The 19702-nt window shown below is 28.2% G+C and carries 19 protein-coding genes, 1 other RNA gene and 1 riboswitch; of the genes, 18 read left to right on the top strand and 2 right to left on the bottom strand.

Features of this window, described 5'->3' with window-relative positions; translation table 11 throughout:
- Window positions 1–244: 244 nt before the first annotated feature.
- From AC2A4K_RS13525 to AC2A4K_RS13480, 10 genes are all read left to right on the top strand, one after another.
- Window positions 245–1132: a PH domain-containing protein gene (locus tag AC2A4K_RS13525; RefSeq protein ID WP_322503014.1), complete on the top strand. Its 888-nt coding sequence runs from the start codon at window positions 245–247 to the stop codon at window positions 1130–1132.
- Between the two features lie 13 nt (window positions 1133–1145).
- The gene (locus AC2A4K_RS13520; RefSeq protein WP_322503013.1) at window positions 1146–1835 is read left to right on the top strand and encodes a tRNA (adenine(22)-N(1))-methyltransferase; all 690 of its coding nucleotides are present in this window, start codon (window positions 1146–1148) and stop codon (window positions 1833–1835) included.
- Window positions 1835–2623 carry a Nif3-like dinuclear metal center hexameric protein gene (locus AC2A4K_RS13515; RefSeq protein WP_322503012.1) on the top strand — a complete coding sequence of 263 codons (789 nt, stop codon included), beginning with the start codon at window positions 1835–1837 and terminating at the stop codon, window positions 2621–2623. The genes AC2A4K_RS13520 and AC2A4K_RS13515 overlap by 1 nt, the downstream gene beginning before the upstream one ends.
- A 157-nt stretch (window positions 2624–2780) precedes the next feature.
- Window positions 2781–2825, top strand: a riboswitch (PreQ1 riboswitch).
- Between the two features lie 148 nt (window positions 2826–2973).
- Window positions 2974–3954, top strand: coding sequence for a nucleoside hydrolase (locus AC2A4K_RS13510; RefSeq protein ID WP_322503011.1), 981 nt, complete (start codon window positions 2974–2976; stop codon window positions 3952–3954).
- Window positions 3955–3969: 15 nt separating this feature from the next.
- Window positions 3970–4527 carry an ECF transporter S component gene (locus AC2A4K_RS13505; RefSeq protein WP_322503010.1) on the top strand — a complete coding sequence of 186 codons (558 nt, stop codon included), beginning with the start codon at window positions 3970–3972 and terminating at the stop codon, window positions 4525–4527.
- Between the two features lie 15 nt (window positions 4528–4542).
- The gene (locus AC2A4K_RS13500; RefSeq protein WP_322503009.1) at window positions 4543–5235 is read left to right on the top strand and encodes a radical SAM protein; all 693 of its coding nucleotides are present in this window, start codon (window positions 4543–4545) and stop codon (window positions 5233–5235) included.
- 104 nt (window positions 5236–5339) lie between these two features.
- Window positions 5340–5600 carry a hypothetical protein gene (locus AC2A4K_RS13495; protein WP_322503008.1) on the top strand — a complete coding sequence of 87 codons (261 nt, stop codon included), beginning with the start codon at window positions 5340–5342 and terminating at the stop codon, window positions 5598–5600.
- A gap of 47 nt (window positions 5601–5647) precedes the next feature.
- Window positions 5648–5994, top strand: an RNA gene (gene rnpB, locus AC2A4K_RS13490) — RNase P RNA component class A.
- A 545-nt stretch (window positions 5995–6539) separates the two neighbouring features.
- A complete protein-coding gene (locus AC2A4K_RS13485; RefSeq protein WP_322503007.1) occupies window positions 6540–7544 on the top strand; it encodes a phosphodiester glycosidase family protein in 1005 nt (334 codons plus the stop codon).
- A gap of 14 nt (window positions 7545–7558) precedes the next feature.
- Window positions 7559–8608, top strand: coding sequence for a hypothetical protein (locus AC2A4K_RS13480; protein WP_322503006.1), 1050 nt, complete (start codon window positions 7559–7561; stop codon window positions 8606–8608).
- Window positions 8609–8755: 147 nt separating this feature from the next.
- Here the strand turns inward: AC2A4K_RS13480 and AC2A4K_RS13475 are convergent, their stop codons facing one another.
- The gene (locus AC2A4K_RS13475) at window positions 8756–9991 is read right to left on the bottom strand and encodes an aminopeptidase (protein ID WP_322503005.1); all 1236 of its coding nucleotides are present in this window, start codon (window positions 9989–9991) and stop codon (window positions 8756–8758) included.
- Between the two features lie 82 nt (window positions 9992–10073).
- Complete coding sequence (locus AC2A4K_RS13470) at window positions 10074–10589, bottom strand: hypothetical protein (RefSeq protein ID WP_322503004.1); 516 nt, start codon at window positions 10587–10589, stop codon at window positions 10074–10076.
- 237 nt (window positions 10590–10826) lie between these two features.
- Between AC2A4K_RS13470 and glsA the strand changes: the two genes are divergently transcribed.
- The 8 genes from glsA (at window position 10827) to AC2A4K_RS13430 (ending at window position 19700) form a co-directional block, all read left to right on the top strand.
- On the top strand, window positions 10827–11744 hold the full coding sequence (gene glsA, locus AC2A4K_RS13465) for a glutaminase A (protein WP_322503003.1): 918 nt from the start codon (window positions 10827–10829) through the stop codon (window positions 11742–11744).
- A 244-nt stretch (window positions 11745–11988) separates the two neighbouring features.
- Entirely contained in the window at window positions 11989–14589 is a 2601-nt protein-coding gene (gene polA, locus AC2A4K_RS13460) for a DNA polymerase I (RefSeq protein WP_322503002.1), read from the top strand.
- 15 nt (window positions 14590–14604) lie between these two features.
- Window positions 14605–15204, top strand: coding sequence for a dephospho-CoA kinase (gene coaE, locus AC2A4K_RS13455; RefSeq protein WP_322503001.1), 600 nt, complete (start codon window positions 14605–14607; stop codon window positions 15202–15204).
- A gap of 9 nt (window positions 15205–15213) precedes the next feature.
- Window positions 15214–15759 (top strand): lytic transglycosylase domain-containing protein, encoded by a 546-nt coding sequence (locus AC2A4K_RS13450; RefSeq protein WP_322503000.1) that lies wholly within the window; start codon window positions 15214–15216, stop codon window positions 15757–15759.
- Window positions 15760–15866: 107 nt separating this feature from the next.
- Window positions 15867–16865 (top strand): glycosyl hydrolase family 8, encoded by a 999-nt coding sequence (locus AC2A4K_RS13445; protein ID WP_488458830.1) that lies wholly within the window; start codon window positions 15867–15869, stop codon window positions 16863–16865.
- A gap of 125 nt (window positions 16866–16990) precedes the next feature.
- On the top strand, window positions 16991–17593 hold the full coding sequence (locus tag AC2A4K_RS13440) for a hypothetical protein (protein ID WP_322502998.1): 603 nt from the start codon (window positions 16991–16993) through the stop codon (window positions 17591–17593).
- 117 nt (window positions 17594–17710) lie between these two features.
- A complete protein-coding gene (locus AC2A4K_RS13435; protein ID WP_322503254.1) occupies window positions 17711–18631 on the top strand; it encodes an alpha/beta fold hydrolase in 921 nt (306 codons plus the stop codon).
- Between the two features lie 133 nt (window positions 18632–18764).
- A complete protein-coding gene (locus AC2A4K_RS13430; RefSeq protein ID WP_322502997.1) occupies window positions 18765–19700 on the top strand; it encodes a tetratricopeptide repeat protein in 936 nt (311 codons plus the stop codon).
- Window positions 19701–19702 lie beyond the last annotated feature (2 nt).

The raw sequence follows: 19702 nt of genomic DNA, 5'->3' as shown, positions 1-19702 counted from the left end.
TAGATAATGAAACTCTAAGTTGCTTATTAAGATGGGCTTACAGTTCTATCTAAAATCAACATTGGTTTAAAATACAATCTTATTTATAAAGAATTTGAGGTAGAGTTTAAAGAATTCATTTTATTGAAGGAGCAGATAAATTTTATTATTCATATAAAGTATGTACAGTCTATATGAATAGAGAAGAGTGAGTTCTGAAGAAAGCTTTATTTTATGATATAATTACAATGAGGTGAAGTAGTAAATGACAAAATTTAAGGCTAGAAGAGGCCAAGGCGTATTTGAAGTTTTGGCATATTTCTTATTAGGAAATGTATTGTTAGCAATACTAAATGACATAATGAATGGTTATTTAGAAAGAAACCTAGTAATAGTAGCAAGCTTTGTTTACAGTATTATATGCATTTATTATATTCTACTGGATTTATCCTTAGTTTATGAAGTTAATGATGATTACATTGAAATAAACTGTTTTAAAGGATTAAAAAAACTTAGGATAAATTTTAAAGATGTAAATGGTTTTTTAGAACAAGATAAGTTTATAAATGGATTTAAATTATCTGGTTTTGGAAAGCATAAATATTGTTTTGGTAGATGTGTTGTTCATAATGTAGGGCTTGCGCGTATGTTTGTAACTTCTGGGAAAAAGGTTATATACATACACACTGAAGAGATAAGTTATGGATTATCTCCAGATGAATTTGAAAAGTTCAAAGAGTTAATAATATCAAAAGGCATAAAAGAAGAAAGTTTTAAGGTAAAGATTAATAATGCAAGGGCAATAATAAAGGATAAGGGATTTTATATTCCATTTATAATAACATCATTAATAATATTAGCAATTATTTTGATACCTTCTATATTATATTTATCTGGGATTATGCCTGATAAAATGCCAATTGACTTTAATGCACATTTTATTCCTTGTACTTTTGGAAATGCAAAGGATTTTGCTGTAAGGCAAATTATATATGGCATAATGAATATGATTTTGTTAGTATGTATTTATTATGCAAGTCATTTTTGTGCTAAATACGATAAAAAATTAGCTCAAAGATATATTTATGTGTCCTTAATAATATCATTGGTGTTTTTGGTTTCTCAGATACAAACACTATTAAATTTTTTGTAGAAAGTGGGATAGGATGGAACTAAGTAAAAGATTAAAAAGAATAGCAGAACATGTTGATAAATGTGAAAGTATAGCTGACATTGGTACGGATCATGGATATATACCAATTTATTTAGTTAAAGAAGGAATATGTGAAAAAGCTATAGCTTCAGATATAAATAAAGGTCCTATAGAAAAAGCAAAGGTTAATGTTGCTTTTGAAGGAGTTAGTGATAAGGTTAAGTGTCTTTTAGGGCCTGGTCTTAACCCTTTAAAGCTTGGAGAAGTAGATGGTGTTATATTAGCTGGTATGGGAGGAAACTTAACTAGAGATATATTATTAGCTGATATGCCAAAGGTAAAGAAATATGATTTTCTAATTTTACAACCAGCTCAAAATCCAGAAGTTTTAAGAGAGTTCTTATATAAAAATAATTATGAAATAATAGATGAGGATTTAATTAAGGATGAGGGAAGATTTTATGAGCTATTTAAAGTTAAATATAATGAGGATTCAGAAAAATTAATTTTTGAAGATGAAATAGATTATGAAATCAGTCCTATTTTAAGAAAAAAAGAACATCCATTATTCAAAGAATTTATTGAAGAAAAAATAAATAGATGTGAAACAATATTAAGCTTTATTAAGGATGACACAGAGGCTGCAAAAAAGAGAAAAGCTGATTTAGAAGAAAAGATAAATAAGCTTAAGGGGATGATATAATGAAACTAGATGACATTATAAAAATAATAGAGGATATAGCCCCAGTTAATTTAAAAGAAGGCTTTGATAATGTAGGTCTTATGGTTGGGGATAGAAAGAAAAATATAACTAAGGTTTTATTAGCTTTAGATTGTACTGAAGAGGTTATTAGAGAGGCTAAGGAAATGGGAGCAGAGCTTATTTTAACTCATCACCCACTTTTATTCAGAAAACCTCAATCAATAACAACAGATACTTTGTTAGGAAGAAAAATTATAGAATTAATAAGAAATGATATAAATCTTTATTCAGCTCATACCAATTGGGATTCTGTTAAAGATGGATTAAATGATACCTTAGTAAAAATGTTAGGTTTTGAAAAAGGTATTATAATGGAGAAAAATCAATTTGATAATGAGGCTGGTATAGGAAGAGTTGTTGAATTAAATAAAGAAATGACTGTCCTTGAAATAGTAGAGAATATTAAAAATTCTCTAGAAGTTAAAAATTTAAGATATGCAGGAGATTTAAATGAAGTTGTTAAGAAGGTTGCCATTGTAAATGGTAGTGGTCAAGATTTCTTTGGAGATGCAAAAAAGCTTGGTGCAGACTTAATAATAACTGGAGATACAACATATCACTTTGTTTCAGATTATAAAGAGATGGGACTTAATATACTGGATATAGGACATTTTAATTCAGAGTGGCCTGTTCTAATTAATGTAAGTGAAAAGGTAAAAGAAAGATTAGATTCAGATGTAGAATTTGTTATTTCAAAAGAATCAAAAGATCCATTTGAATTTATATAATTTTGATATATAATAGGTATGGTGAAATATACACCATACCTAAAATTTTATAATAGATCATGTTTTAAACAAGTGTTGATTTTTAGATAGAACTGTAAGATCATCTTAAAATCAATATTTACATAAAACATAGCTTTATAATAAAATCCAAGTTCACTTGGTAGAGGTTCGTAACCATCCCTCTATAAAAAACTAGGACTGTAACTGTATTGTAGGATAGTTATACTCTTTAGTATGCCTGTAATATAGTTTTTTATTATTTTCAGAAAGATTTTACAAGGAATAAGGAGTGTTTTTGAGAGTAATAACAGTGCCTTTTGGTTAATTTAAATCAAAGGGAGGAATTTAAAATGTATAAGAGAAAGGTGATTATTGATTGTGATCCAGGAATAGACGACGCTTTAGCGCTTATTCTTGCATTAAAATCAGAAGAGATTGAGGTCGTAGGTATAACAACTGTATCAGGTAATGTTGAAAGTCTACAGGGAGCTAAAAATGCTTTAAAGGTACTTAAGCTTTTGAATAGATTAGATATACCTGTTTATTTAGGGGAGAGTACTCCTATTAAAAGAGAACTTGTAACAGCTCAGGATACTCATGGAGAAGATGGTTTAGGAGAAACTTTCATTCCAGAAATTTCTGAGGAGTATATTAGAGAAGGGGCCGTAGATTTTATTTTGAATACCTTAAAAAATGAGGAGAATATTAGCATAATAGCTTTGGGACCCTTAACAAATCTGTGCATGGCTATAAGAAAAAATTCAGAGGTTTTTCATAGAGTTAAAGAGATTGTTTCAATGGGAGGAGCTTATAAAAGTCATGGGAATTGTTCTCCAGTAGCGGAGTTCAATTACTGGGTAGATCCTCATGGAGCAAAGGAATTCTTAAATCAGTTTAATGGCGAGTTCACCATGGTTGGTTTAGATGTTACGAGAGAGATAGTTTTAACACCAAATTTAAGAGAGATTATACATCAATTTAAAGATGAAGTTGGTGATTTTATATGTGATATTACTAGATTTTATGTTGATTTTCATTGGGCTCAAGAGAGAACTCTTGGTTGTGTTATAAATGATCCATTAGCTGTAGAATATTTTGTAAATAGAAACCTTTGTGAAGGTTTCAAGGCTTATGTAGATGTAGCTTGTGAGGATATAGCTATGGGACAAAGCCTTGTAGATGTTGCAGATTTTTATAAAAAGAGAAAAAATGTTTTTGTTTTAGAAAAAGTAAATAGTAAAGAATTTATGCTTAGTTTTCTAAGTAAAATATTCCTTCATCATAAAGAGGATATTAAAAATGTAATTAATAACGAAAAATATGGTGTTTAATAGGGGGATATTAAGATGAGAAGTTCAAAAAGTTTAAAATTAACAATAGTGGGAATTGGAATAGCTTTAAATATAATAGGTGCTTTTATAGCTTTAAATTTAAGGTTACCAATTTATTTAGATTCTTTAGGTACAATAATGGTTGGATTTGTACTAGGACCAGCTTATGGAGTAGCTACAGGTATATTAGGAAGTGTAGTTAGTGGAATAACATTTGATATATATTCTTTATATTTTGCACCAGTTCAAATATTTACTGGATTTTTTGCAGGATATTTTTATGATAAAGGTCTTATGAAGGGGAAAAAAATATTTTTAAGTGTACTTATAATGACTATATTTGTAAGTTTTACTGGAGCTGTTCTAACAGCCTATATATTTGGAGGAATAACTTCTTCAGGATCTAGTTACATAATAGTGATTTTAAATAATTTAGGGGTTAACCCTGTAGTTAGTGCTTTTATAACTCAATTCTTAACAGACTATTGTGATAAGTTAGTAGCTGTTTTAATAATGGTGCAAGTTGTAAGAAGATTACCTAAGAATATTTTATTAAGAGCACAGAATGAATAATTGGAGATGAAAGAATTGGATAGATATAATGTTATAGATAATAAAAATAATAGAGAAATAGTTCTTTTAAAATCTTTTCCTTGTGTATGGGGAAAATGTGCCTTTTGTGATTACATAGAAGATAACTCAAAAAATACTGAGGAAATAATTAAGTTAAATAAAGAAGTACTTAGTAAGGTCAAAGGAATTTATGGAGTTTTAGAAGTTATAAATTCAGGAAGTGTCTTTGAACTTCCAAAGGAAACATTAGAAGATATAAAAGAGATTGTTATAAAAAAGAATATTAAGAAGATTTTTTTTGAGGCACATTGGTGTTATAGAAATAGATTAAAGGAAATAGAAGAATATTTCGGAGTTCCTATAATATTTAAGACAGGAATAGAAACCTTTGATGATGAATTTAGAAATGATGTTTTAAATAAAAATGCTAGATTTAAAGATGTAGAAGAAATAAAAAAATATTTCAAATCAATATGCTTAATGGTTGGTATAAAAGGACAAACCAAAGAGATGATAAAAAGAGATATGGAAATTCTTTTAAATAATTTTGAGTATGGAACAGTTAATATATGGACTGAGAATACAACTAATTTTAAAAGAGATGAAGAACTTATAAAATGGTTTGAGAATGAGTATTCATTCTTAAAGAAAAATAATAATAACATAGAAGTATTATTTGAAAATACTGATTTTGGAGTTGGAGATTAGAATTAATTAATAGCTTCAAATAAAGAAAAAAATCGCCTGCTTTATGGATAAAGTAGGTGATTTTTCATATAATAATGTATAAATAATACTTAGGATTGAATATTATGGGGTCAAATTCAAGAAAAAATTCTAATAATGATTGTTTTAAAGACTTAAAAGATGATTTTTGTAAATTGATTAAAAATTTTAAAAGAAATCGTTGTAACTGTGGAAGAGTAAAGAAGAATAATAGCATTAAGAATGCTTTAAAATGGGCTGCTGTAGGAGCAATTTTAACATTATTAATAATGAGTCAAATAGGAATACCTCTAGCTTTTATTCTCATTGCAATAATAGCTATTGCTGTTATTTGTAGTAAATGGTAAAAAAAATAATTTGAAAAAAATAATTTTATATGTTAATATTAATCTTGCGAGTAAGCCAGACAATCGCTGCTAGTCTTAGAACTAGGAGAGGAAAGTCCGAGCTCCATAGGGCAGGATGCTGGATAACGTCCAGTGGAGGTGACTCTAAGGATAGTGCAACAGAAATAAACCGCCTAGATTTATCTAGGTAAGGGTGGAAAGGTGAGGTAAGAGCTCACCAGTGTATAGGTGACTATACTGCTATGTAAACCCCATTCGGAGCAAGACCAAATAGGAGGACATATAGGGGCTGCCCGTCCCGTCCTCGGGTGTGTCGCTTGAGCCTATCGGCAACGGTAGGCCTAGATAGATGATTGTCGAATACAGAACTCGGCTTATAGACTTATCTCGTATTTTGAAAACACTTAGGTAAATAACCTAGTGTTTTTTATTTTACAAAAAAATATAAAAAATACACTAGTTATTTATTTCCTAATTGCCTTTTATCTTACAGTATTAATTTGAGTTTATTGGATATATCTAATAGAGGAGATTACAAATTTGAAAGTAATTTGTAATCTAGAAAAATATGATTACATATCTAATAAATATATAATTATTTTGTAAGATATTAAAAGGAGTTGAAACAAATGAAGAAGATATTTGAGGTTATACAAGTTATATTTTTTGTTTTGTTCTTAGGATATGATGAAAGAAAATTTAATTTATAAAATGGAATATATTGTAATTTTGAAAGCTTATGGAAGGTTCATGAGCTTTTTATTTTAAAAAAATATGAAAATTTAGTAGAGAAATTTGTATAAAGATAAAACTTTGTAATAATATTGTATAAAAAATAATGTATAATGGATAAGTGATACTGTAAAAAAGAACAAAGTGTACGGGTAAATTGGTTTTGGTTACAAATGAAAATGGATTATTTTAAATTAAGGAGGAGCAATGGGGAAAGATAATAGAAAAAAGAGGAGAAGTAAAAAGAAGTGGAAGACCTTAGCAATGTTTATTGCTTTTGAATTAATCTTTACTGCTATTACAGCACCTTTTATACTTTTATATGGACCGTTTCAAAATGCTAAGAGAACATATGTAGGGGCAGCCATGACAAGTTTTAGCCATCAATGGATGGCAACTACATTTTTATCAAATGAAAAAATTAACGAGATATTAAACTCTAATGTTGAAGAGACAAGTGCAAGTTATAAAAATGCTAAAACAAGTGTTAATCTGCCAACTAAACATGATAATAGTATAGAATTATACTCTTTTGATAACTTTAAATATAGTGGATACTATATTGTAGTAAAAGATCCTACTAGAGTAAAAATAGGGGTTTCAAAATATCTTGGACAAGAAGGACAAACTACTTCAGAAATAGCAAAAGAAAATAATGCTGTTGCAGCTATAAATGGAGGAGCCTTTACGGATAAATCTAGTACAGCACAGTGGACTGGTAATGGAGGAACTCCAGCAGGTATAGTTATGTCTGAAGGTAAAGTTGTATATAAAGATGTTCCAGATGATAAAAAAATTGAGCTAGTCGGAATAACTAAATCAGGAAAAATGATTGCTGGCATGTATTCAGTAAATGATCTTAAGGAATTAGATGTCCAAGAAGCTGTAAGCTTTGGACCAGTTTTAGTCAAAGATGGAGAACCTACACCTATGAAAGGTGATGGCGGATGGGGAGTTGCACCAAGAACAGCTATTGGACAAAGAGCCGATGGAGCAATAGTAATGTTAGTTATTGACGGTAGAAGCTTAACAAGTGGTGGAGCAACTTTAAAAGAATTGCAAGAGGTATTGTTAAATACTTGTGATGTTGTTACGGCTATAAACCTTGATGGTGGTAAATCAACCACAATGTATTTAAATGGAAAACTTGTAAATAATCCAGCATCTAATGTAGGGGAAAGATCTATTCCTTCAGCTGTGATAGTAAAATAACAAAGGAGAGTTTTATGAATAAATTGAAGCTGTTTATAAAGTGGGGACTTTTGTCTATAATTTTACAATGCTTGGTTTTATTTGTTTTTGATAAATTTTACTTTAAGTTGAATTCTAATGTAAATGTAAAAGCAATAGATATAGCTAGTCAGCATACAAAGGAAAATAAGGATGTAAAGTTACCAAGTGATATGTTAGATAAGAAAATATCTTATGATGGAGAATATGTAGCATATTTTAATAAAAATCAAGATCTTAAGGTATTTGATACAATTAAAGAAGAAGAAGTTAATGTGGATTTAGAAAACGAAAAAGCATCATATTATACTTGGCTTAGAGATAGAAATAGATTGCTTGTAACTACAGCTACTAAAGATAATAATAGACATAATACAGTAAATTTATATTCTGTTGATGTGGATACCAATAAAACTAAGAAAATTGAAATTGGAAATGTAAACTCAGCTTATAAAGTTAGTGAAATAACGGCATCGACTAAGACCGGAGTTATATATATTAAGTTTACTAATGAGGATACAAAAGAATCTATAGTTAAGAGAATAGATAACAATGATGATGTAACTGATGTAAGTTTAGTAACAGAAACACCAGGAAATATTGAAATAATGCCAAGAGCAGATAGATTGGTATATGATAGTGAAAAGGGATCTGGAATATATCTTACACAACCAAATAAAAAGTTAGGTATTAATCCATCATATAAAGTTAGACTTTTAGGGGTTGATGAAACTGGAAATGTGTACTTTGGTGAAGTGAAAGAGGACAAGGTATTTAAGATAGTTTATGGTGATGTTGAAAAGCCAATTGATAGTTGGAATAAGATACCTTTAGAACAGACCTTAGATTTAAAAGACATATATATAGGTGAAGATGGAGAAATATATGTTTTAGAATCAAGTCAAAATTTAGTTAAAGATATTAAGAACGGAAAAGAGTATAAATATGAAGGTGAATTCTTACAAATGTATTCTAATGGATTTGCAACAATTGTAAATGGAAAAAAACTTCATAGAATATACTTTGATTCTAAAGGAAATAAATAAAAGTTTATTATAAACAATTTAAAATCTCTAAAGGATATTCCTTTAGAGATTTTTTATGTAGATAGAATACTTAAATATACAAAAAAAGCAGAGGGTAGTTTATGAAGTTAAATAAACTACTCTCTGCTTTTTATTTAAAAAATTTACTTAAAATGCCCAGTTACCATTTTTGAATACAGGAACTTCAACATTATCATGAGTTAAACCTGTGATTTTTAAGTCTTTAGTGCCTATCATAAAGTCTACATGAGTTAGTGAGTCATTAGCACCTGCTTTTTCAAGTTCTTCATTAGTCATGTTTTCTCCATTTTTTAAGCAAAGAGAATATGCTTTACCAAAAGCTAGATGACATGATGCATTTTCATCATATAGAGTGTTGAAGAAGATTATTCCTGAGTTTGATATAGGAGAATCATAAGGAACAAGAGCAACTTCTCCTAAATATTTAGCTCCTTCATCAGTATCTAAAAGGTGTTTTAAAGTTTCATATCCTTCTTCAGCTGAGAAATCAACAACTTTTCCGTCTTTAAAAGTAACTGAGAAGTTATCAATTAAGTTTCCACCATAGTTTAAAGGTTTAGAACTAAATACTGTTCCATTAACTCCAAATTTAGAAGGCATAGAGAATACTTCTTCAGTAGGCATATTAGCTATGAATTCAACTCCGCCTTGAGTATATTCAGCTCCGCCAGCCCAAAGATGATTTTCAGGTAATTCTATAGTTAAATCAGTTCCAAGTGAATTTTCAAAATGAAGAGATTTTAAATTCTTTTTATTTAAATAATCCATATGGTACTTTAAAGTTTCTTTATGTTTATTCCAAGCTTCAACAGGATTAGATTTATCAACTCTAACTATTTTGAAAATTTCATTCCATAATTTATCTACAGCTTCTTTTTCTGATAGATCAGGGAAAACTTTTTTAGCCCAAGCTTTAGTTGGAATAGATACTATTGACCAAGCGTTTTTATTGCTCATTAAAAGTTCACTGAATTCTCTTAAAGCTGTGCTTGAAGATTTTCTAAAAGCTGCTATTTTAGAGGGATCTATATTTTTTAAAAGTTCTGGATCAGAGGCAGATATATTTAAGAAACAAGCTCCTTCTTTAGCATAGCTTAGCCTTGATTCTTTCATCCAATCAGGAAAGCTTTCAAAAACTTCTAAGGGAGAGTACTCGTATTTTAGCTTACCACATATTTCATCATTCCATTGAACAACAACATCTTTTGCTCCTTTTTCATAAGCAGATTTAACAAGCATTCTTGTGAAATCTACACATTCTACAGGAGAAGATATAACAAGGGTTTGCCCTTCTTGGACATTTACTCCTATGTGAGTAGCTAGTTTTGCATAATTCTCTAACATACTTTCAAATGTGTTCATAATATCAGACCTTTCTTTACAAATTCTTACTATTATTATAATGCACTAAAAATTATAAAACAATTGAGTAAGAAATATTATTTTATAAAAGTCCTTTTATTTTCATAAGAGAGTAATAATATAGGTCTCCATCTTCAGAAGTACAGCCATAATCAATTAAATAATAATTATCATCTACAATTCCCCAAGAACTATGGACATATAAGTCTTCTTTAAAAAGAAAATATTTATCTCCAAGTGTACTTATATCATCTTCAACAGAGTCTTCTTCTCTTAATTCCTTTAAATCAACAAAAGAGTTTCTTTTTACATAGGGAAAAATTTCTGCCCTAGGCATGATTAGAATTCTTTTATCATAAAGTAATACCGGACATAAATAGCGTTTAAGCTTATAAGGAGCATTTTTGAAAACATATGCTTCAACAAAGTTTTGGTGTAAGCCATCTTCATTTTTAGCTACCTTTATAACTAAATTTTTATTTAAAGCAAAAACTTTTCTTGCAATTCCTTCACCTAAAAAAGTAAGATTTTTTTTATATTCTTTCATTGGAACAGTGTTTAAATATTCCATTAGTATATTAAGATTATTTATATTCATAATAACAAACCTCAAAGCTTTTTATTATATTCTATGAGTGAGGTTTAATAAAAGTTGCTTAAGATATGAGTTATTTAACTAGGAAAAAAATAAGTTGTTAAAGTTTTTTATTATATTAGAGATAAGTATCAAAAGTATATGAAAAAATTTATAATAATTAGTTTAAAATGTTATAATGTTTATATATTAATTATTAAGTTATTACACTATAAATTTTAGACTAAGGAGCGAACTAAAGTGAAAAATTTTCTTGAGAGTTTAATAGAAAATAATAGACAGTATGTAGAACATGGAAAATTAGCATCATATATTCCAGAGTTAGAAAAAGCAAATAAAGAAGATTTAGGTATATATATAGTTACTCTTGATGGAAAAGAGGTAGGAGCAGGAGATTATGAGAAGAAATTTACTATTCAGAGTATATCAAAAGTCATAACTTTAATGCTTGCAATTTTAGATAATGGAAAAGATAGAGTGTTTTCTAGGGTAGGTGTTGAGCCAACTGGAGATAGTTTCAATAGTATAGTAAGTTTAGAGAGAAAACCTTCTAAAAAGCCTTTTAACCCAATGGTTAATTCAGGAGCAATCTTAACAACATCTTTAATAGAAGGGGATACAGAAGAAGAAAAATTTAATAGAATTTTAGAGTTTACTAGAAAAGTAACAGGAAACGATACTATAGAATTAAATGAAGATGTTTATTTATCAGAAAAAGAAACTGGTGATAGAAATAGAGCATTGGCATATTTTATGAAAAGTAACGGAGTTATAGAGGGAAATATAGATGATATATTAGATTTATATTTTAAGCAATGTTCTTTAGAGGTTAATGCTAAGGATTTAGCAAGAATGGGAGCTATGCTTGCTAATGATGGGGTATTACCTTGGAACGGAGAAAGAGTAATATCTAGAGAAATATGTAGAATAATAAAAACTATAATGGTTACTTGTGGTATGTATGATGATTCAGGTAAATTTGCAGTACATATAGGAATTCCAGCTAAGAGTGGAGTTGGTGGCGGAATAATGGCTGCCGTTCCAAGAAGAATGGGAATAGGAATCTTTGGACCTTCTTTAGATGACAAAGGAAATAGTATAGCAGGAACACATGTAATTAAGGATTTATCTGAAGAATTAGATTTAAGTATTTTCTAAAGTATGTTAATATTATTAGAACTAATGGGAAAAATCATTAAAAGAGACGATTGTTTAAAAACTTTAAAAATAAAATTATAAATATATTCTGAGAATTACTAGGCTTCATTAAAAATTTATCTAGATATTCTTGTCATACCATTTATAATTTTATTTTAACCACTTTTTATATAATAGATTAGAAGTAGAATTTATTGGGGATAAAGTTTTTTATTAGATCAATAGAATATATTGGAGGATTAGAATGAAAAGATTATTAATATTAGACGGTAACAGTCTTTTAAATAGAGCCTTTTATGCGGTGCCCTTATTAAGTAATAGTGAGGGAACTCATACAAATGCCATTTATGGTTTTACAAATATGCTTTTCAAAATGAGAGATGATATAAAACCAGATTATATAGTTTGTACTTTTGATAAGAAAGCACCAACGTTTAGACATTTAGAGTATGAGGATTATAAGGCTGGTAGAAAGAAAATGCCTCCTGAATTAGCAGAGCAGTTTCCTATTGTTAAGGAAATGCTAAAATTATTTTCAATAACAACATATGAGTTAGATGGATTTGAGGCAGATGATATAATAGGAAGTTTAGCTAAGTTTGCTGAGGATGAAGGAATAGAAGTTTATGTTATGACTGGGGATAAAGATGCACTTCAATTAGCATCAAAAGATATAAATGTGTGCATAACTAAAAAAGGTGTTTCTGAGGTGGAAGTTTATAACTATGACAGAATGGTAGAAGAATATGGGGTAACTCCTACTCAATTTATAGATGTTAAAGGTCTTATGGGAGATAAGTCAGATAATATTCCAGGAGTACCAGGAGTCGGAGAAAAAACAGCATTTAAACTTATTAAAGAGTATGGCTCAGTAGAGGCCGTTTTAGAAAATATAGATAACATAAGTGGTAAAAAGTTAAAAGAAAATTTAACTGAATATAGTGAACAGGCTATATTCTCTAAGAAGTTAGCTACTATTATGACTAATGTTCCTATAGATTTTGACTTAGATGAGATTAAATCTAAGGATGACTATAATAAAGATGAATTAAAGGCTTTATTCACAAAGCTTCAAATGAAATCAATCTTAGATAAATTATCAAATGGAGAAGAGGAAGAGCCAGAAATAGAAGTTAAAATCACTAATATAGAGGAGCGTAAAGAATTAGATGCTTTACTTAAAAATATAAAGGGTGAAGTATACATTAACTTTACTTACTTAAATAAAGAAAAGTATTCTACTCTAGAAATCGATAAAATATTTATTAATTATGATGGTAAAAATTATTCAATTAGCTTTAAAGAATTAGTTAAGGAAGAAAACAATACTAAATTATTTAAGGAATTCTTTGAGAATGAAGAGATATTAAAGAATGGCTATAGCATAAAAAATGCTTTAACTGCTTTAAGAAAATTAGGAATAGAAGTTAAAGGATTAGCTTTTGATTGTGAACTAGCAGCATATTTAATAGATTCATCTAAAGGAGAATATAATCTTTTATCACTAATAAATAATTATCTTTCAAAATTCCCTAATATAAAAGAAGGAGAAGAAGATTTAGTTGGAATTTCATTTATGAAAGATCTAACTTTAGTTCTAAAGAAAAAAATAGAAGAAGAAAAAATGGAAGAATTAATGTATGGCATGGAGCTTCCTTTAGAAACAGTTTTATCTTCTATGGAATCAATAGGATTTAAAGTAAATAAGGATATTTTAGATGAGTTATCTATTAAGTTCAAAAGAGAAATAGAGGAGACTCAAAAGGAGATATTTGAACTTTCTGAAGAAGAATTTAACATAAATTCTCCAAAGCAATTAGGTAAAATATTATTTGAAAAGTTAGATTTACCAGTTATAAAGAAAACTAAAACTGGGTATTCAACAAATGCAGAAGTTTTAGAAAAGCTAAAGGACAAACATCCTATAATAGAAAAAATAACATATTTTAGACAGCTTTCAAAGATATATTCAACTTATGTTGAAGGATTAAAAGCTGTTATAGATACAGATGGCTCTATACATTCAACATTTAATCAAACAGTAACTACTACAGGTAGACTTTCATCAACAGAGCCTAACCTTCAAAATATACCTATAAAATATGAAATGGGTAGAGAAATAAGAAAGGTATTTATACCAAAAGAAGAAGGTGACCTATTAATATCAGCTGACTACTCACAAATAGAACTTAGAGTACTAGCTCATATTTCAGGGGATGAAAATATGATAAATGCATTTAATCACCACTCAGATATACACACTAAAACAGCTTCAGAAGTATTTAAGGTTCCAGTTGAGGAAGTAACATCATTAATGAGAAGTAGAGCTAAGGCCGTAAACTTTGGTATAGTATATGGAATTAGTGATTTTAGTCTTTCACAAGATTTAAATATTTCAAGAAAAGAAGCTAAAGAATACATGGATATATATTTTGAAAGATATCCTAAAATACAAGAGTATATTTCAAATGTTATTGAAGAAGCAAAAACAAAGGGATATGTATTAACTATGTTAAATAGAAGAAGATACATACCAGAAGTAAATGCTTCAAATAAAATAGTAAAAGCTTTAGGAGAAAGACTTGCTATGAATGCTCCAATACAAGGAACAGCAGCAGATATAATAAAGCTTGCTATGGTAAATGTTTATAATAAAATAAGAGAATTAAACTTAAATAGTAGATTAATATTACAAGTACATGATGAACTTATAATAAATGTTGTTCCAGGAGAATTAGAGGTTGTCAAAAAACTTCTTAAAGAAGAAATGGAAAATACGATTAAATTAAGTGTACCATTAGATGTTGATGTTAATATTGGAGAAGATTGGTACAAATTAAAATAAGGGGGTACTAATTCTATGATTAAAGTAGGCCTTACAGGAGGAATATGTTCAGGTAAAAGTACGATTTCCTCTATGATAAAGGATACAGGAATACCAGTTATAGATGCAGATATTATTGCGAGAGAAGTATTAGAAAAATACCCTGATATACTTTTAAGGGTAAGAGTTACTTTTGGAGATCATTTCTTTGATTGGAGAGGTGACTTTAGAAGAAGAGAATTTGGTAACCACATATTTAGATTTCCTAAGGAAAGACTAAAATATGAAGAAATAATAATGCCATATATAAAAGATGAGATTGCTATGAAGCTTGATGAATATGAAAGATTAGGTACTAAGTTAGTAGTAATAGATGGGGCAACTCTAATAGAAAATAATATGCATAAAGATATGGATATGGTTGTTTTAGTTTGGGTAGATAAAAATAGTCAAATAGAAAGAATAGGCTTTAGGGATAAGTTGAGTAAGGGTGAAGCTATAAATAGAATAAATTCTCAGTTAAGTCTTGAGAAGAAGAAAGAGTATTCTAACTTAATAATTGATAATAGTGGTAATTTAATGAAGACAAAGGAACAAATTGATGATTTATTAGAGTTTTTTACTTTGTATCAATAGGAGAGTTATATGAAGAAAATTATAAGGCTAGTAATAATTGTTTTAGCCATATATTTGTTGTTTTTAGGGAGCGGATATATATTACGAAATGTTGTATTTCCATTAAAGTATATGAATTATGTAGAGAGATATAGTAAAGAATATGATTTGGATCCATATTTCGTTCTAGCTGTAATGAAGGCGGAAAGCAATTTTAATGAAGAGGCAAAATCAAATAAGGACGCTAGAGGGCTTATGCAAATAACCACATCTACTGGAAAATGGATAGCTGAACAGCAAGGGATTATTGATTTTAATACTGACTTATTGTCAGAACCTGAGGTTAATATAAGGTTTGGATGTTGGTATTTAAACAATCTTCATGAAGAGTTTAATAATTGGGATCTCGTAATTGCGGCTTATAATGCTGGTAGAGGGCGGGTTCAAGAATGGTTAAGTAGTAATGAGCATTCTAATGATGGAAAAAATCTTACTTACATACCATTTAAAGAAACTGATAAATATGTAAAAAAAGTAAATGTTTATTATAATATATATAGGTCACTTTATACTTAAGTGACCTATATGTATGTTTTTTAATATACATAGAAATAATATAAAGATTCTTAGTATTTTAGGTATTATATTTTTAATATGTTACCGCTAATTTTGGAGGTGATATTTTGAAAAAACGGGGAATAGCTATATGTGTAATAGTAATAATAGCTATAGGAGTATTATTTTTAAATAGAGAATATTTAAAACCAGTACATATGACAGTAGATTGGAATGATAATTTTAATCCACCACAGGAAAAAATGTTGTTTGATTTTATAGAGAATGATTTAAGCGAATCTGGATATGGAATCTATACAAATTATTTAGATAAGAGTTCTGAAGGTGATATAACTAAAGGTCATTCAGTTTTATCAGAATCAGAAGGACTTATGATGCTTTATGCAGTAAATGCTAATAATCAAGAGCTATTTGATGAGCATTTTGATATAGTTAAAGATATGCGATTAAAAAATGGACTTATAAGTTGGAGAAAAGATGGAAGTGAAAACTCTCCTTCTTCTGCAACAATAGATGAGCTTAGAATAATAAAGGCACTTCTTTTAGCAAATAACAGATGGGGAAACTTTTACTATAAGTTTTATGCCATAAACATTGGTAATTCTTTATTAAAACATGCAGAAGAAAATGGAACATTAGTAGATTATATAGATAATTACGGAAAAGGAAATACAACGACTTTATGCTATTTAGATTTGCCAACTATGAAATTATTAAGTCAAGTTGATAGGAAATGGGAACGCATTTATGAAAAATCTAATTCAATAATAGAGAATGGAAGAATATCAGAGAACTTGCCTTTATACAGAAAAGTATTTTATGAGGAAACTCAAAAATATGATGAAGATAAAAATATTGATTTATTATTATCTACAATAGTAATTTTAAATAGAATTGAAGTTGGAGAAAATGAAGATGCATCTATTAATTGGATAAAAGAAAAATTTAAAAAGGATGGATTTTTAGTAGCTACTTATGATTCAAAGAGTGGAAAAGCAACATCACAGGTTGAATCACCATCAATATATTCTAATGTAGCTTTAATAGCAAATTATATTGGAGATAAAGAATTATTTAATAAGGCTCTTGAGGGGGTATTGCTCTAAGGGTGTGCGGGTTCAAGTCCCGCTATCTGCACCAAATGACTAATTTCTAATTATAGAAATTAGTCATTTTTTATTTTATTAAATGTATAATATAGTATTAAGCACTTATTAATAAGAGGGGTAAAATGAGCAAAAACTTTGATTATAGTCTTAAAAATTTAAGCTATACATTAGAAAAATCTTTAAGAGAGGGTTCATTTTTAGGAGAAGGACATAACGGAGTAGTATTTTTGCTTGAAGAAAATAAGGTTATAAAAATATTTAGAAGAGTTACTGTTTGGAATGATGAAAGTAGTATTTTAAAAAGAGTTGGAAAATCTAGATTTTTCCCTAAAATGTATGAATCTAAGGAAGGATATATTGTTAGAGAATATGTTGAAGGAATTCGCTTAGATAAATACTTAAGAAGAAATAGTTTAGATGAAAGTTTATGTAAAGAACTATATTTAATGATTTTGGACTTTGAAAAACTAGGATTTAAGAGAATTGATATAAGATGTAAAGATATATATATACAAAATGACTATACACTTAAAATAATAGATCCTAAAAATAATTATAAGAAGAGAGTATCTTATCCAAGACATCTTTTTAAAGGGCTTTATAAAAGAAATGAACTAGATAGATTTTTAAATTATCTTTTTAAGATGGATAAAAAGAGAGCTTTAGTTTGGAAGAATAAGTTTGAAGAATATGCAGAAAGAAAAAACTTATCAACGAGATATTAATAATTTTTAAAAAATAGTAAATTAATAAAGTTAGTTGTTTAAGGGAGCGGAATTAAGTAGTATCTTATACATAAGAAGATTTTTAAACTATATAGTCTAAAAGGGGAGCTGATGAAATTGAGAGAAAGTTTTGCATTTAAAGATAGTGAAGGATTAGAATTACAAGGATATAAATGGAGTGATGGTAAAGAGTTCAAAGCGGTGGTGCACATATTACATGGAATGACAGAAGATGCAATTAGGTATGATGAGTTTGCAGAAAGACTTGTTGAGGAAGGTTTTTTAGTTTATTCTCATGATCATAGAGGGCATGGCTTTACTGCAAAGGAATTGGATTCTTTAGGATATATTGCTGATGATGAAGGCTTTGAATGGATGGTTGAGGATGCCAAAATACTAATAGAAAATTCTAAGGAAAAACATAAAGGATATAAAATAATACTCTTTGGTCATAGTATGGGTTCATTTATAAGTCAAAGATTAGTTCAAAAGTATAATGATTTAGTAGATATGTTAATTTTATCAGGAACTAATGGAGAGCCAGACAAATTAGCTCCTATTGGAGAAGTAATAGCTAAAATAGAAAGTAAGTTAAAGGGGAAAAAGCATAAAAGCAAATTAATGGATAGCTTAATTTTCGGAGGTTTTAATAAAAATTTTAAACCATGTAGAACCAGCTTTGATTGGCTTTGTAGTGTAGAGGAAGAAGTGGACAAATATATAGATAATGAAAGATATGGATTTATATGTTCAAGTTCATTCTATTATGATCTATTAAGAGGGTTAAGAAGCATACATAAAGTTGAAAATATGAGTAAAATAAATAAAGAAATGCCTATATATATTTTTGCTGGTGATAAAGATCCAGTTGGTAATTTTGGGAAAGGTATAATTAACTTAAGAGATAAATTAAAAGAGTTCGGAGTAAAAAATGTTCAGTATAAACTATATGAAAATGGTAGACATGAAATGTTAAATGAAAAAAATAAAATAGATGTTATGGAAGATACCATTGCATGGATGTTGAAAAATATTTAAAAGATATATATAATAAATTAGAGTTTTAATGGGAGCGTATCAAAAGATTGATACCTCCTTTTTTAATTTCTATAAATTAAAAAAAATTTGATATAATAGATTAATATAAATAGATTAAAAAATAGGAGAAGATATGGATAATGATTATAGAGTTATAGATAATTATATACGTAGTGGCGATAAAGCACATGATGAAGGTAATTTAATAAAGGCATTAAATTATTATTTAAGAGCAGAGGAGCTTTTAGGGGAAGAAAAGGATATTGATTTAATAATAAGTATAGCTTTAATGTTAGATGAATTAGGTGATACTGAGAAAGCTAAAGAAAAATATGAAGAGGCTTTAAGTATAAATAATTGTGAATTTAGAGCTTATTATGGTTTAGCTGTAATATATGATGAAAAAGAAAATTATAGAAAAGCTATAGAATTATATAAAAAAGCTATTGATATAAATTCAGTATATGATAGAGCTATATTCTTTTTAGCAAATTCATTAGATAATGTTGGAGATAAGGAAGGTGCTATAGAGTATTATAAAAAAACAATAGAAGTTTGTCCTGAAGATTTTTGGGCATATACAAATTTAGGATCAATATATGAAGAGCAAGATATGCTTCAAGAAGCATATAGAATGTTTTCTAAAGCACTTCAGATAGATGGAGAACATTATTTAGCACTATTTAATATGGGAGTAATATATAAGAGGCTAAATGTTTATGATAAGGCTAAGAAGTTTTATGAAAAATCAATAAAGAAGAATTTTGGATATGCTTATACATTTTTAAATTTAGCTGTAATATATAAAGAAGAGAATAATATTGAAAAAGGAATAGATATATTATCATTAGGTTTAAGATTTAATCCAGAAAATCATTTCTTATATTACAATAGGAGTTGTTTTAAGGCTATTTTAGGAAAAGATTTAGATGATGCTACAAATGATTTGATTAAGGCAGTTGAATTATATCCTGATTTTGTTAAATATATAAATAAGGATAATGATCTAATTGAGGTAAGAAATAGTAATAAATTTAAAGGTTTTTTAGAGACGTTAAATATTGGCTAAGA

The organism is Clostridium sp. LIBA-8841, from assembly GCF_057782475.1.
This window is presented reverse-complemented; position numbering and strand designations above follow the sequence as displayed.